General features: G+C 52.0%; 10 protein-coding genes and 1 rRNA gene. 2 read left to right on the plus strand and 9 right to left on the minus strand.

Annotated elements, in window-relative coordinates; all coding sequences use genetic code 11:
* Positions 1-88 precede the first annotated feature (88 nt).
* The 5 genes from AC0YNX_RS29900 to AC0YNX_RS29920 all read right to left on the minus strand — a co-directional run bounded on the left by AC0YNX_RS29900 (position 89) and on the right by AC0YNX_RS29920 (position 7,594).
* Complete coding sequence (locus AC0YNX_RS29900) at positions 89-2,548, minus strand: ATP-dependent Clp protease ATP-binding subunit (RefSeq protein WP_475819328.1); 2,460 nt, start codon at positions 2,546-2,548, stop codon at positions 89-91.
* 2 nt (positions 2,549-2,550) lie between these two features.
* Positions 2,551-3,630 carry a protein arginine kinase gene (locus AC0YNX_RS29905; RefSeq protein ID WP_475819329.1) on the minus strand — a complete coding sequence of 360 codons (1,080 nt, stop codon included), beginning with the start codon at positions 3,628-3,630 and terminating at the stop codon, positions 2,551-2,553.
* Positions 3,631-3,657: 27 nt separating this feature from the next.
* Complete coding sequence (locus AC0YNX_RS29910; protein ID WP_475819330.1) at positions 3,658-4,182, minus strand: UvrB/UvrC motif-containing protein; 525 nt, start codon at positions 4,180-4,182, stop codon at positions 3,658-3,660.
* A gap of 35 nt (positions 4,183-4,217) precedes the next feature.
* Positions 4,218-4,679, minus strand: a complete 462-nt coding sequence (locus tag AC0YNX_RS29915; RefSeq protein WP_475819331.1) for a CtsR family transcriptional regulator — start codon at positions 4,677-4,679, stop codon at positions 4,218-4,220.
* A 290-nt stretch (positions 4,680-4,969) separates the two neighbouring features.
* Positions 4,970-7,594, minus strand: a complete 2,625-nt coding sequence (locus tag AC0YNX_RS29920; protein ID WP_475819332.1) for a transglutaminase domain-containing protein — start codon at positions 7,592-7,594, stop codon at positions 4,970-4,972.
* A gap of 128 nt (positions 7,595-7,722) precedes the next feature.
* Here AC0YNX_RS29920 and AC0YNX_RS29925 point away from each other — a divergent pair, with 128 nt between their 5' ends.
* Positions 7,723-10,038 (plus strand): helix-turn-helix domain-containing protein, encoded by a 2,316-nt coding sequence (locus tag AC0YNX_RS29925; protein ID WP_475819333.1) that lies wholly within the window; start codon positions 7,723-7,725, stop codon positions 10,036-10,038.
* A gap of 83 nt (positions 10,039-10,121) precedes the next feature.
* On the opposite strand, the gene AC0YNX_RS29930 is transcribed toward AC0YNX_RS29925, so the two are convergent.
* The 3 genes from AC0YNX_RS29930 to AC0YNX_RS29940 are packed head-to-tail and all read right to left on the minus strand — an operon-like array spanning position 10,122 to position 13,630.
* Complete coding sequence (locus tag AC0YNX_RS29930; RefSeq protein WP_475819334.1) at positions 10,122-11,738, minus strand: type 2 periplasmic-binding domain-containing protein; 1,617 nt, start codon at positions 11,736-11,738, stop codon at positions 10,122-10,124.
* A gap of 47 nt (positions 11,739-11,785) precedes the next feature.
* Positions 11,786-12,694, minus strand: coding sequence for a carbohydrate ABC transporter permease (locus tag AC0YNX_RS29935; RefSeq protein WP_475819335.1), 909 nt, complete (start codon positions 12,692-12,694; stop codon positions 11,786-11,788).
* Between the two features lie 18 nt (positions 12,695-12,712).
* Complete coding sequence (locus AC0YNX_RS29940; protein ID WP_475819340.1) at positions 12,713-13,630, minus strand: ABC transporter permease; 918 nt, start codon at positions 13,628-13,630, stop codon at positions 12,713-12,715.
* A 502-nt stretch (positions 13,631-14,132) separates the two neighbouring features.
* Here AC0YNX_RS29940 and AC0YNX_RS29945 point away from each other — a divergent pair.
* Positions 14,133-14,354 (plus strand): hypothetical protein, encoded by a 222-nt coding sequence (locus AC0YNX_RS29945; protein ID WP_475819336.1) that lies wholly within the window; start codon positions 14,133-14,135, stop codon positions 14,352-14,354.
* 50 nt (positions 14,355-14,404) lie between these two features.
* Here the strand turns inward: AC0YNX_RS29945 and rrf are convergent.
* A 5S ribosomal RNA gene (rrf, locus tag AC0YNX_RS29950) occupies positions 14,405-14,497 on the minus strand; the annotation flags it as partial.

Genomic DNA, 14,497 nt, shown 5'->3' on the forward strand with positions numbered 1-14,497 from the left:
AAGCCCCTCACTCTGCGAGTGAGGGGCTGCATGTAACTGCGTTACATGTATCAGCGATACATTTAACACCATTACATATTTACATCATTTACTTCGTTGCCGTTTCCTCAGGAGCCGACACACTATCAACATGAGTAACCGTCAACCCGCCATCTTTCTCATCGATGATGAGCGTATGACCCTTGGAGATCTTGCCCATCAGCAGATCTTCGGACAGACGGTCCTCGATATGCTTCTGGATCGCTCTGCGCAGTGGACGAGCGCCGTACTGCGGATCGAAGCCTTCCTTCGCAAGGAACTCCTTCGCTGAGTCAGTAAGCGTGAAGTCCACTTCCTGCTCGCGCAGACGTTTGCGAAGCTCTTCGGACATAAGCGTCACGATTTGAGAAATATGCTCTTTCTCGAGAGAGTGGAACACGATCGTTTCGTCAATCCGGTTCAGGAACTCCGGACGGAAGCTCTTCTTGAGCTCTGCCAGCACCTTATCCTTCATGATGTTAAAGTCGCGGCCCGCATCCTGCGCTGCTGTGAAACCAAGCGAAGAGTTCTTCTTGATTTGGTCAGCGCCGACGTTCGATGTCATAATGATAAGCGTATTACGGAAGTCTACTACGCGGCCTTTGGAGTCCGTCAGACGGCCATCCTCAAGCACTTGCAGCAAGATATTGAACACTTCCGGATGCGCCTTCTCGATCTCATCAAGCAGTACGACCGAGTATGGCTTGCGGCGTACTTTCTCGGTCAACTGACCGCCTTCTTCATAGCCGACATAGCCTGGAGGCGCTCCGACGAGACGCGAAGTCGAATGCTTCTCCATATATTCCGACATGTCGATGCGGATAACCGCATTCTCATCGCCGAACATCGCTTCTGCCAGCGCACGGGCAAGCTCCGTCTTACCTACACCCGTTGGGCCGAGGAAAATAAACGAGCCCATCGGACGCTTCGGATCCTTCAGACCTGCACGTGCTCTGCGGATTGCGCGGGATACCGCTTTAACCGCTTCGCTCTGACCGATAACGCGGTCATGCAGAATCTCTTCCATCTTGAGCAGGCGCTGCGTCTCTTCCTCAGCAAGTTTCGAAACTGGAATACCTGTCCAGCTAGCTACAATTTGAGCGATATCATCCGGCGTTACTTCAGAATCCGTGCGTCCTTGCTTTTCTTTCCACTGATTCTTCGTCACGTCGAGCTCTTCGCGAATCTTCTGCTCCGTATCGCGAAGCGCAGCCGCTTTCTCGAACTCTTGGCTTTGAACGGCGGAGTCTTTCTCCTTGCGGATATCCTCCAGACGGTTCTCAAGCTGTTTGAGATTAGGCGGTACCGTATACGATTTCAAGCGTACTTTAGAGGACGCCTCATCGATCAGGTCGATCGCTTTATCCGGCAGGAACCGATCTGTAATGTAACGGTCAGATAGTTTAACCGCTTGCTCAATCGCTTCATCTGTGATCTTAACGCGGTGATGCGCTTCATAACGATCGCGCAGACCGTGAAGGATCTGAATCGCTTCTTCCGGCGACGGTTGATCTACCGTAATCGGTTGGAAGCGGCGCTCCAGCGCGGCGTCTTTCTCAATATATTTGCGATATTCGTCCAGCGTCGTTGCACCGATACATTGCAGCTCACCGCGCGCAAGCGCAGGCTTCAAGATATTCGAAGCATCAATCGCGCCTTCCGCGCCGCCTGCACCGATCAGCGTATGCAGCTCATCGATGAACAGGACGATGTTTCCGGCTTGGCGAATTTCGTCCATTATCTTTTTCAAGCGGTCTTCGAACTCACCACGGTACTTCGTTCCGGCAACGACAGAGCCCATATCGAGCGTCATGACGCGTTTGTCGCGCAGCGTCTCCGGAATTTCGCCTGCGATGATCTTCTGTGCGAGCCCTTCGGCAATCGCTGTTTTACCTACCCCAGGTTCACCGATCAGAACCGGATTGTTCTTCGTTCTGCGGCTGAGCACTTGGATAACGCGCTCGATTTCTTTGCTGCGTCCGATAACCGGGTCCAGATTGCCGTCTTTGGCATATGCCGTCAAGTCACGAGCAAGTCCGTCCAGTGTCGGTGTGCTGACATTCGCCGGTGCCCCATGATTGCTGGACACGGCTTCGCTGCTTCCGAGAAGCTGCAGCACTTGTTGACGTGCTTTATTTAAACTTATGCCGAGGTTATTCAGAACGCGAGCTGCGACGCCTTCGCCTTCACGGATGAGTCCGAGCAGGATATGCTCTGTACCCACATACGTATGGCCAAGCTTGCGCGCCTCATCCATCGACAGCTCAATAACCTTCTTCGCACGCGGTGTATAAGCGATATTAGTTGGTTGCTCTTGTCCGCGGCCGATTAAAGTCTCGACTTCGTCTTGAATTTTCTCAAGGCTAAGGCCTAGCCCGATAAGAGCTTTGGCTGCGATTCCTTCCCCTTCCCGGTTCAGCCCGAGCAGAATATGCTCCGTGCCGATATTGTTATGACCGAGACGAACCGCTTCTTCCTGCGCTAATGCGAGCACCTTCTGTGCCCTTTCGGTAAATCTTCCAAACATCATGTTCATACACCCCCATGATCAGTTTCACTGTTCAACTGCTTGCGTATAAGTTCCGCTCGCCGGATGTCTCGCTGTTCAGGCGTCATTTTCTCACGAAACACCTGTTGGAGAAAGCCCGGCTGCGTTAATACCATCATCTCATTCATTACCTGAGGTGACACTTCTTGAACCAGGCCTAAATCAATACCGAGCCTTACATCGGAAAGCCGCTGAGCCGCTTCCTTCGAATCCATAATCATCGCATGCGACAACGTACCATAAGAACGGAGCACCCGATCCTCCAGGCGCACTCGCGACTCCTCCAGCAGACGCTGGCGTGCCGCTCTCTCGTGCTCGATAATTTGACGCGCGACGCTATGCAGATTCTCGATGATTTCCCCCTCGGACTGACCAAGCGTAATCTGATTCGAGATTTGAAACAAGTTTCCGAGCGCTTCGCTGCCCTCGCCATAAATCCCCCGAACCGCTAGCCCCACTTGCTGGATGGCTGACAGAATCCGATTGATCTGCTGCGTAAGCACGAGCCCCGGCAGATGCATCATCACTGAAGAGCGAATGCCCGTTCCGACATTGGTCGGACAGCTCGTTAAGTAGCCTCTTCGTTCATCGAACGCATAATCAGTGACTTCTTCAAAAATATCGTCAATGCGGCTCGCCACCGTCCATGCTTCCTTAATCTGAAAGCCGGGATACAAGCATTGAATCCGCAAGTGATCCTCTTCGTTCACCATAATGCTAACCGACTCGTTCTCGCTAAGCATCACCGCACCGCAGCGCGATTCATTCGCCAAGCTCGGACTGATCAAATGTTTCTCCACGAGAACTCTGCGCTCTAACTCGCTTAACTCGGAGAGCTCAATCGTTTCGAACGATCCGACGCTGTCTAATCGGCCAGTTTCAGCAACATCGATGAGCTGCTTCATGACGTCCTGCGCCTGCTGTGAGGTCGCAAGCATCGGAAACGGATGACCCGATAAATTACGGGCAATGCGGATCCGGCTGCTGATGACAACATCCGTGTCCGGGCCGTTGCCCTTCATCCAGTCGCTTAGCGCTTCTTCTACATAAGACCGCTTCGACATCGTTTCATTTCACCATCCTAACCGTGTCTAAACATCGGCTATTTTGCGCTCCAGCTCCCGAATCCGGTCACGTAGCTCAGCAGCGGTCTCAAACTCCTGCTGCTCGATTCGCATGTTCAAATCCGTTTTAAGCTCTTCGATTTCCCGTTTGAGCTGAATTTGAACACCTGTGCGCTTTGGAATTTTACCGACATGTGTCGTATTGCCGTGAACCCGCTTCAGAATCGGATCCAATTTGCTTCCAAACTGGGTGTAACAATTACTGCAGCCGAACCGGCCCATCTTACTAAATTGTGTATAGGTCAGACCGCAATTGTCGCAGCGAAGCTGCTGCGCCGGCTTTGCGCCAAGCGCGTTCATGCTGCCGACCGGCTCGAAGTCCAGAAGTCCGGACAACAAGCTGTGGATCGAGAATCCGTTCGCTGTGCCCGGGATTCCTTCCCCCCGTTCACGTGCGCACGATTCACAAATATGGAACTCCGTCTTCTCGCCATTCACAATTTTCGTAAAATGAAGCGTAGCCGGCTTCTTGTCACATTCCTGACAAAGCATTCCGCACTATCCCTCCTCTTGCAAGGCTGCGCAGCTTACTTCACGAGCAGTGTAATCAGCATCGCCCGGAGTAATCTGGCCCGAATTTCGTCACGCAGTGGAAGCTTCACAGCAATGGTGTCGCGGGACATCGCCGCCCGGAGCAAATTCGCTTCGCGCCTTGAGATATGCTTCCCTTCCTCCAGCTGATACACAATTCCTTCTGCCGTATCCTGATCCACTTGATCGCCGATTGTTTCGGCGAGATGCTGTTGGAGGGCCGACAACGTAGGCAGCTCCACGCGCTGAATGCGGATATACCCGCCGCCGCCGCGCTTGCTCTCTACCAGATAACCCTTCTCCAGCGTGAACCGCGTACTGATGACGTAATTGATTTGGGACGGGACACAAGAGAACCGGTCTGCCAAATCGTTGCGCTGCAGTTCAACAGCGCCGCCAGGGCTTTCCTTTAGCATATGCTTGAGGTACTGCTCGATGAGATCGGAAATGTTGCGCATTTCGCCAACCTCCCTATGATGCCCTTACAACAAACTTAAGGCTTAAACAGCCGATTGTTGGAATCGTCAAAGTTTTTAGTCAAATTGACTTTGACTTTCTTTGACTTTAACTTTATTATACGCAAAATTGCCAAAAGGTCAAGTGCATTGCCACCCTTTACATTCACGGTATGCCCCTTACTATCTTGGGCGGATTCGGTCCATTTATACTCCTAGCTTCCAGTGCAGTTTCACAAAAAAACGGCCTCCTTCCTTGGCATGCAGGAACGAGACCGTTTCGTGTTGACTATCTATGCTTGATGTTTAAGGCTCGCCAACGTTTGCAGCGTTTCTTTGCCGGTTCCGATCTTGTAGCCGGATGCCGTGTAGCGGATCTGGTCCTTAGTGTCCAAGACGAACAAATGCGGGTAACCCGCTTCGTTCGCCGGCGTGTGGACGATCAAGTCCGGCAGAGCGGCGCGGCTCGTATCCCGAACAAATACAGTGCGCGAAGGCAGCTTAGGATAGTCCGCCGGATCAAAAGAAGCAGTCCACTCTGCATCGCCAATTAGCAGCACGATCGGAATCCCCAGTTGATTCAGCGGTTCAGCCAGCTCGCTCAGCTCGCGGAACAGATGCTTGGTCGGCTCCCGTTCCGGCTCGATCCAAGCCGCAATTGCGCCGCCTGTTTCAAGCAGCTCCGCTAGCGATGCGGATCTGCCGTCAAGCTGGGCAATCTCTCTATTGCGATCGAATGTGCCCAATACCGGAATATCGACCATGGCCTCACGGAATGTAAGCGGCAATTCCGTCGTTGCTCCAGCCGTTACAGTGAAGTACGTCAGACGCACTCGCACCGTGCCGTCTTTCAGACGAATGCCAGTTGTCAGCCTGTAATCCCCGGGCTCCACTTCGAAGGGCTCTTCATAAACATCCTTCTTCGCATACGGATACACAAGCGTCTTGTAGACACCGCCCTCCAGCCGCGCGAAGGTGAAGTTCTCCATATAAGACGCATCCGGCGTATCTTGCGAAGCGGCAGCGTCCTTGATTAGCTGCAGCTGCCCGCGCGTGTTCGGCTCCCGCTGCTGCGATGCATTTGCTGTAATCGCCGCGTCCGTCCAGCTTCCATCAAGCAAATACTGCGCGTGTTGTTCGCTTGGCTGCAGTCGCGCCGGAATGCCCAGACTGCGGCAGATCGCAACGAACATAATATCGAGCGACTGCGGATCGCCGAGCTTCATCTCGAAGGTGCCGAGCGGATTCCCCCTACCCGACAGGTTCGGCAGATCCGTCCAGACGCCGAAGCCCTGCTGAAGATGACGGACCAGAACGGATGGATTGGCGCGGAACTGATCCGATTCCTCTGCCGGGAACGCCTCGCGAAGCTTTTGACGATACGGAACGATCATTTCATGCAGCACCCGCGGGCAGAGCACGTAATCGACGAACTCATCCTCGTTCAGCGTTCCGCGAACGGCGAGAGCGCCGATCAAGTGATCTTCAAGCGCTGGGCGGAATGTGTCGATCAAGTCCTTGTCTTCGAGCGTTTCTAACAGTCGAAGCGTCCAGTCGCCGTATGAGCCCGATTGTTCGCGCAAGAAAGCCGCGATCTCCTTGCTGTTGCCCCGCGCTTTCTGCAGCACGCTCCAAACCCGCTCGAGTGACAAGCCTGTCTCTTCCGCCAACGCAGCAGTATCCTGCTCGCCTAGGAACGTCCCCTCGTACGTCGCTCGGCAACTGGTTCCCTCCTCCAATCGAGCGTTATGCCGCTGGACTTTCTCTTCCGTCAGCGCCTCTACCGCATCTCCTTCACGCTCCGGCGGCGGTGTCATATCGAAATCGACACTGCCCATCGGCTGATCCGCCGCACTCAGAATGAGCGTAACCGAATCACAATCCGCAACCGAAATTTTGGTTTCGGCCCACATGCCGTCTTTTACCGCGCGAATGACTAGATCGCCATAGCCTGTCTTAAAGGAAGCGAGTCCGCTGTCATCCGTCTGCACGCTGGCAATCGGGAACAATTCGGCATAGTTGTAAAGCTCGAACCGCACTTCCGCCCAAGCAACAGGTGCTCCTAACGAATCCTTTACTTCTGCACGTATCTCTCGCGCCTGCGCATAGTTTTCCAGCAGATTAATCTCTGTAAACCACTCGTGGCCCAGGGTAATGTCCTCGGGCCCCGGGTACTCGGCGAATATCCGAGTGTTGACCAGCATAGCCCGGCGAGCCGGCGGAGAGAACCAGCCTTGATCGAGACGAGCTTCCGGTTCACAAGCTCCGATATAATGCCATTTGCCATCTGCCCAAGCTTCTACCCATGCATGATTGTCATCGCAATGAGCCCAGCGCGGCGTATACACCTGACGGGCAGGAATGCCGATGCTTCGAAGCGCTGCCACAGCCAGCGTCGACTCTTCGCCGCACCGACCGCGAGCGTTCCGCATCATGGAGAGCGGTGACAGCGTGCGCAGATCACTGCCGATATATGTCGCGTTCTCATGACACCAATAGTTCGTTTCGAGAATCGCCTCTGCCATCGAGAGATTCGAAGTCCGCTCCGCCAATTCGTGGTAGAGGATACCACGCGAGTCCTCGATATTCTCCGTGTTAACCCTGTAGGGAAGTACGAAATGAAGGAAGAGATGATCCGGTACACGGGATCCCCACGGCACTTGTTTGCGAATCTCCAGTGTCTGGCGCACATGGCTCAGAAACAAAGCCCCGCTGTAATCCGCCATATCATTAACCGGCATATAAGCGAACAACAACTTGAGTGCCACGGTTTCTTCTGCGCTCAGAACTTCGTCTTGAAAAATACCGAACAGCTCCTGTTGTCTTGCTTCAGCCAGCTGCTGCTTCATTTGAAACTTGCGCTCGATTTGCTCAAGCGTCGTTTGGTCCAGCGAGAATACTGATGTTGTTTCCTTCATCCGGCTCACTCCCTCGTCGTTGTCTGTTCCTCCGTCTACTAGCCATTGCCTCACGAAGTGCAAAAAAAATAAAATATTGGTATGATTGGTAGCAATATAAACAACTGATCATACTGGAGGCATCATGTTTGACAGCAAAGAACTACTTTAAATCGAAGCTTTTTATGAAGTATATCTGGTCCTACTTACTCATTCTGCTGATTCCGCTTATCTTGATGACGATCTTCATTTACCGTAACGCTGTCGACAATCTGCGAACCGAAATCGAGCAATCGAGACTGAACCAGCTGACGCAGGCCAAGGTTACCGTGGATTCCCGAATTAAAGAGCTGAGCGAGATCGCATCGCGTATTTCTTATGACGAGCGGCTGACGCCTTATCGCGTCCATGACCCGATATTCAGCGGCGAAGCGATTAAAGGCTTGGATCAATACAAATCGACCAGTTCGATCATCGAAGAAATTCTGCTCTACTTCCATAAGGACGAGAAAATTTATTCCAGCAAAGGTCTCTATGACTTCGACGTATTCGCATCCGTTTATAACTTCCAGAATTGGCCGAAACAGCAGCAATTCCAGGATTTGAATACGGTCAAGTTCCCTTCCATGCGAGCAGTCAAGGGAACTTTGAGTACTTCATCATCGAATATGCAAAATTTGCTGACCTATCTCGTTCCTATCACGCCGAACAGTCCGACGCCTCATGGAACGGTCATGTATCTGATTCGAGAATCCAAGCTCTCCAGCCTGATTGAGTCCGTCCTTGGCAACTATCATGGCCTTACCTATATTCTGGATAACAAAGGAAATATCCTTGTCGATAACCGGCATGGAGAAATAATAACTGAGCTGGCGGCAAAGTCGTTGATCAATCTGCCTCCCGGCATTCATGAGCGGAAGATTAATGGCACTGCCCACTCCGTCGTATCTGTGAAATCGGAGACCAACGGTTGGACGTACGTTACCGCGATGCCAAGCTCGCAGTTCTTCAGCAGCGTGCTGCATGTGCGAAGCTTCATCATCCTGCTGTTCTGCATTACCGTGATAGCCGGCGCGGCAGCTGCTCTTCTGCTCGCCAGGAAACAATATCAGCCGATTTCGAGTCTTGTAGAATTCGCATCATCCAATTTCAAAGCGGAACGCCCTCAAGGTAGCACGGCAACCCCCGGCAATGAGCTGGATCGAATCCGCTCTGCGCTGCAGGAGTACAGCTCGCGGATCGACCTCCAGGAGCCTTTTGCCCGTAATCACTATTTGTCGATGGTGCTGAAACACGGCTATATTCAAGGTCAATCGCCAGAGCTGCAGCAAGCCTTCGGTCTTCTCTTTGACCGTTCGTATCATTTTGTCGCCGTCATCGGGGCGGGCAGGACGGACGGTTCCTCGCACGTGCGGGAAAGACGGCAGGAAGTGACCCGCTTGCTGAACGTGATTGAATTCCCCGAGCTGCAGGCAATTGGATACGGTGTCGAGCTATCGCAGCTCGATCAGCTTGGAATAATCATCAGTTTCAACCCGGATAATCGGGAAGGACATACGGATTCGTTCCACCGTGTCCGCGACATCGTAGAAGCGATTCGATCATCCCTGCTCGACGTTACGGATGACTTCCTTACAATCGGCGTCGGCACTTGCTATGAGAGCCCCGGCCAGCTGAACCAGTCCTTCATCGAAGCGTGCTCAGCCTTCGAGCTGTGGGCCTCCTCCGAGCCCGGCGCCGTCGCGTATTTCGAGAAGCTCTCTGATACGCCAAGCCAGGCGGAATGGATACCGAACAATACGCTCTTGAAGCTTGCCCAGAGCTTAAAGCAAGGCAGCTACGACGTCGCCGCTCAGATTATCAATTCGGCCATGCAGAACCTGCAAGCATCGCAAGTATCGCCTTTGCTTAAACGCTGCATTTCCTTCGATCTGCTCAATGCGATGCTGAAGACCGCATCGGAGCTTGGCATTCACAACGCCGCGCAGGACGTCGCATCCGCTGCCATCAATGGAAGTTCGCTGGACGAGCTCGAACGCAGCATGCTGACGCTGGCGCTACGTATTTGCAGCCAAGTGGAGCAGAACACCCAGAAAGAAGAGGCTTCCTTAATGGACCGCATCACGGCTTATATCGACAGCCATTATTCGGACCATTCGCTAAGCCTTGAATCCGTCGCCTTTACGTTCAGCGTCTCGCCTTCTCATGTCAGCCGTTCTTTTAAAGAAAAGATCGGGGTCAACTTCATCCAGTACATCTGGCAGAAGCGGCTCGAGGAAGTAACCAGCCAGCTGCGCACGACGAGCGACCCGCTGAAGGACATCATCCTTCGCGTGGGCTATCAAGATACGCCGAACTTCACTCGCAAGTTCAAGAAAGAAACCGGCTATACGCCAGGACAATATCGCAAGCTGTTCTCCGAAAATGAACAAGCCCTGCAATCGTCCGATAATGAGGACGAATAAGTAACAATAGCCAACCCCCGGTCAATGTGACCGGAACGGTTGGCTATTTGCTTGTTTATGCATGGATCAACAGATGAGAGTGTTTACTTGCTCGTGTTCCAAGTATCATAAGCACCTTGGTAAAGCTCTACGATACGGTCACTGCCCATCTTCTTCAGTTGTGCGACATAGCTATCCCAGTTGGAAAGCGGCTCCTGGCCCGTTACGAACTTCGCTTCCATCTGCGTTACATACGTAGTCAGGTCAGTCAATAGCGTCGTCACTTCCGTCTGTTGCTCGTTTGTCAGGTACACGTTCGGGAACGGAGCTTTAGCAATCGGCGTCAGCTTCGCTGCCGTCTCCTTGTCGATCCAGTTATCGAAGTCGCCTTTCAGACCTTTAGTCAGCTCTGCTGAGCTCATGCCAGGCGTCACGATACCATAGTTCGGCGTCAACGTAGAGCGTACTTCGTCGCGGTCTTTGCCGCCTTCAACCGGAAGCCATTCTTTCACATGTGTTGCTTTATCCGTGTATTTCCATAGCGTGTTCTCCGGTCCTTGGTTGAACAGCGTCGATCCCTCATAGCTGTAGAGGTAATCCACCCAGCGCATCGACGCTTCCGGCGAAGGGTTCGTGCTCGAGAGAGCGTACGTACCGTACGTGGAAATCCCCGGATGCTTGCCATATACAGGTGTACCTGCAATTTCGCTGCTTACCGGCGTCATCAGCGGATTGTCGCTGCTAGCATCGCCGCCGAGCGTGAAGTACGGATACCAGTCGCTGAACAATGCCACTTGGTTGTTCTTGCCCTTCGCTTTCTTCTGCTCATCGGTTTGCGAGAATGTCTCGTGATCGAGCAAGTCCTCTTTCCACAGACGGTTCAAGAATGTCAGGTAGTCTTTATAGCCATCTTCTTGCGGCGTGTAGTGGACTTTGTCTTGCTTATCCGCATAGTACACCTCGTTGTAGATGCCCCAGAAGCCCAGGAAGTACATACGCAGATCATTCAGCTTCACGGAGCTGAGCGGAACTTCGTCCTTCTTGCCGTTACCGTTCGGATCCTCTTCCTTCACTCGTTTCAAGTAGGTGTACAGCTCTTCGGTTGTTTTCGGTTCCGTAGCATTAAGTGCTTTCAAGAACTTGCCGTTATACCACATCGGGCCGCGATACCATACAGCGGACAGATCCACACTTGGCAACGCATAGATATGGCCGTCCGGTGTCGTGAAAGACTTGCGAATATCCGGATGGTCATCGAAGATCTTCTTGATGTTCGGCGCATAGCCTTCATCAATGTACTTCTCTAGCGGCAGCAGATTGCCTTGGGTGCCATATGTGACTTGCTCAGCAGGCGTCATATCCGCCGCATAGAAAATATCCGGCAATTCACCGCTTGCAAAAACAAGATTCTTCTTCGTCGCGAAGCTGTCGATCGGAGATAGTTGATATTCCAAGTGAACACCAGTCAACTTCTCCATCTCTTGCATGACGGGCATCTTATTCCAATCTGCTTTGCCTGCGTCTTGCGACATCAGCTTAAGCGTCAGTGGCTTGTCCACAATCGGGAAGCCGTCTTTCTTCACGGTGTTCGTTCCTTCATTTGCGTTGGATCCTGCGTTCGAAGCATCATTGCCGTCACTCGACGAACCGCATGCTTGAAGCAGAGTGGTGGAAGCCATAAGACTGAGGAGAATCAATGATGCCTTGCGAACCTTTTTCATGACAACAACTCCCTATTTATCTTTGATTTCATTATGGTAAGACTGACTCAGCCTTTAACTGAGCCGATCATAACACCTTGGACAAAATAACGCTGCAAGAACGGATAGATCGCAATGACTGGTACTGTCGCCACAATGATGACGGCGTATTTGACTAGCGCGGCGATCTCAGCCTTGCTATTGAGCGCCTCTGCTGCTGAAGCGTCGATTGCGCCTCCGCCCTGCGCGGCCATCTCCTGAAGAACGAGGATTTGGCGCAATACCAATTGAAGCGGATATTTAGCTGCATCATTCAAATAGATGAGCGCTGAGAAGTAGCTGTTCCAGTTGCCGACACCATAGAACAATGCCATAACCGCGATGATTGGCATCGACAGCGGCAGAACGATTCTCACGAACAGCCGCATGTTGGTGCAACCGTCGATCTGTGCTGCCTCCTGCAGTTCTTTCGGAAGTGTGCTCTGGAAGAATGTGCGGGCAACGATGATGTTCCAGATCGAAGCAGCTGACGGGAGTACAATCGCCCATATCGTATTAACAAGGTGTAGCTTCTTCACGAGCAGGTAAGTCGGGACAAGCCCTCCGCCGAAGAACATCGTCACCATGAACACACCCATGAAGAAATGGCGTCCGACAAAATCTTTACGACTTAGTGCATATGCAGCTGGCAGCGTAACCGCAAGATTAATCGCTGTACCAACGACTGTATATAGAATGGTGTTGCCGTATCCAATCCAGATGTTTGAATTCTCGAATACGAGCTTATATCCATCAAATGTAATGCCCCTTGGCCACAGCCACATTTCACCGGAGCCGACAAGCTTCGGATCACTGATTGAGGCGCTGAGCATATACACAAGCGGATAGAACACGATAAGAAACGCCAGAAAAACATAGATATAGTTGCAAACTAAGAATAGTTTGTCGCGTCCACTCTCTTTTACGCCTGATAGCATGCCGAATACTTCCCCTTTCTACCACAAGCTGTTCTCGCTCACACGTCTGACAACCTGATTGACGATAATGAGCAGCACAGCATTGACGATGGAGTTGAACAGGCCGATCGCCGTCGAGAAGCTGTACTGGGCACTTACAAGGCCCGAGCGGTATACGAATGTCGAAATGACGTCTGACGAAGTCATGTTGAGCGGATTTTGCAGCAGCAAAATTTTCTCAAAGCCAACGCCAAGCAAACTACCCGTGCTCAAAATAAGCAAAATCGTCATCGTTGGCACAAGTGTCGGGATATTGATATGACGTACTCGCTGGAACCGGGAAGCTCCGTCAATAATTGCAGCCTCATGCAGTCCTGGATCGACGCCGGACAACGCTGCCAAATAAATAATCGTTCCCCAGCCTGCACTCTGCCATACATCGGAGAGCACGTACATCGTCTTAAACCAGCGCGGATCCGACAGGAAGTCCGGCGCGTTGAAACCGAGTCCTTCGATGATGTGGATTACAATCCCGGTCGATGGGGAAAGGAACGTAATAATCATCCCCGCCATAACTACCATGGATATAAAATGCGGCGCATACGTTACTGTCTGCGCCAGCTTCTTAAAGAAGCCATTGCGAATCTCATTGAAGGCAAGCGCCAAAATAATCGGGATCGGGAAACCGATCGCTAGTGAATACAAGCTGATACTTAATGTGTTCCATATCAGGTCCCAGAAGTAGTAGGAATGGAAGAAGCGCGACATATGGTCGAAGCCGACCCATGGGCTCCCCGTAATCCCTTTCGTAGGGATGAAGTTCTTAAATGCGATTTGAATGCCGTACATCGGTCCATAACAGAAGAGCAGGAAGTAAATGAGTGCAGGAGCGATGAAAATGTACAGCTCCCAGTTCTGGACGATGCCCTTCCATGTCCATGTCCGTGTGCGGCGCATGCGCTTATTGTTCTGATGCGCAGCAACGGTTGAACCGCTTACAACGGTCGTTTTCGTATCCAGCATTGAATGACTCCTTTCACAATTGTTCCGGTTCAAGATTAGTTCACGGCTCTCTAGTTGCTCGGCTGACCGACGCAAATACCGTGCTAACGCTTACAACCGTTACGATAGCGGAACTGTAAAGGCGGCGTAAATATGTCGTTTTGTACGTGCCTCAAACCCGCGCAGTTACTGGCTTTGGGGCAAATTGACAAGCGAGTGAGTATGTTGTTTTTGACCTGATAAATAAGCATTTTCGCTTGATATCAAATTTGACCAAGCGCATATGTAGATGCATGAGCTGCACATAGAAATGAGTCACGATTCAGGGATCAGATAAGTATCATACTGATTATGTTTGAGCGCATACAGGGGCTCTTAGTTGTACTCAGCGCTCTGCTCGCTACTCTCTGCTGACAGTGTACTTAATCACTAGTGTCAGACTTGTGTTCTCGTACTCATGCAAGGAGGCGACGGTGAGGTAAAGGAATGCGGTCGCTGCGGCGGACAGATTGAAAGCAGTGTCTTACCGGATAGTGAACGATCACAGGCCAACGCTTCGAGAAGCGTCACTCCTCTCTCCGCCGACGCGACAGATGACGGCTTCTATTCAGCCTGCTTTGCGCCGGCGAAGATGAACAACAAACAAGCCGACATCTCGGATGGGATGGCGGCTGCATAATGTATAGAAACAACAAAAAACCGACCATATTCATATGGTCGGTTATCTGTGCTTGGCGACGTCCTACTCTTCCAGGACCCTGCGGTCCAAGTACCATCGGCGCTGGAGGGCTTAACGGTCGTGTTCGGGATGGGTACGCGTGG

It is taken from the genome of Paenibacillus sp. J31R98, assembly GCF_056269245.1.

Coding starts and splice junctions, on each gene's coding strand:
- AC0YNX_RS29940 (WP_475819340.1), bottom strand. CDS start 13,630: ATGCGCCGCACACGGACATGGACATGGAAGGGCATCGTCCAGAACTGG.
- AC0YNX_RS29900 (WP_475819328.1), bottom strand. CDS start 2,548: ATGATGTTTGGAAGATTTACCGAAAGGGCACAGAAGGTGCTCGCATTA.
- AC0YNX_RS29920 (WP_475819332.1), bottom strand. CDS start 7,594: ATGAAGGAAACAACATCAGTATTCTCGCTGGACCAAACGACGCTTGAG.
- AC0YNX_RS29905 (WP_475819329.1), bottom strand. CDS start 3,630: ATGTCGAAGCGGTCTTATGTAGAAGAAGCGCTAAGCGACTGGATGAAG.
- AC0YNX_RS29915 (WP_475819331.1), bottom strand. CDS start 4,679: ATGCGCAACATTTCCGATCTCATCGAGCAGTACCTCAAGCATATGCTA.
- AC0YNX_RS29945 (WP_475819336.1), top strand. CDS start 14,133: ATGCAAGGAGGCGACGGTGAGGTAAAGGAATGCGGTCGCTGCGGCGGA.
- AC0YNX_RS29910 (WP_475819330.1), bottom strand. CDS start 4,182: ATGCTTTGTCAGGAATGTGACAAGAAGCCGGCTACGCTTCATTTTACG.
- AC0YNX_RS29930 (WP_475819334.1), bottom strand. CDS start 11,738: ATGAAAAAGGTTCGCAAGGCATCATTGATTCTCCTCAGTCTTATGGCT.
- AC0YNX_RS29935 (WP_475819335.1), bottom strand. CDS start 12,694: ATGCTATCAGGCGTAAAAGAGAGTGGACGCGACAAACTATTCTTAGTT.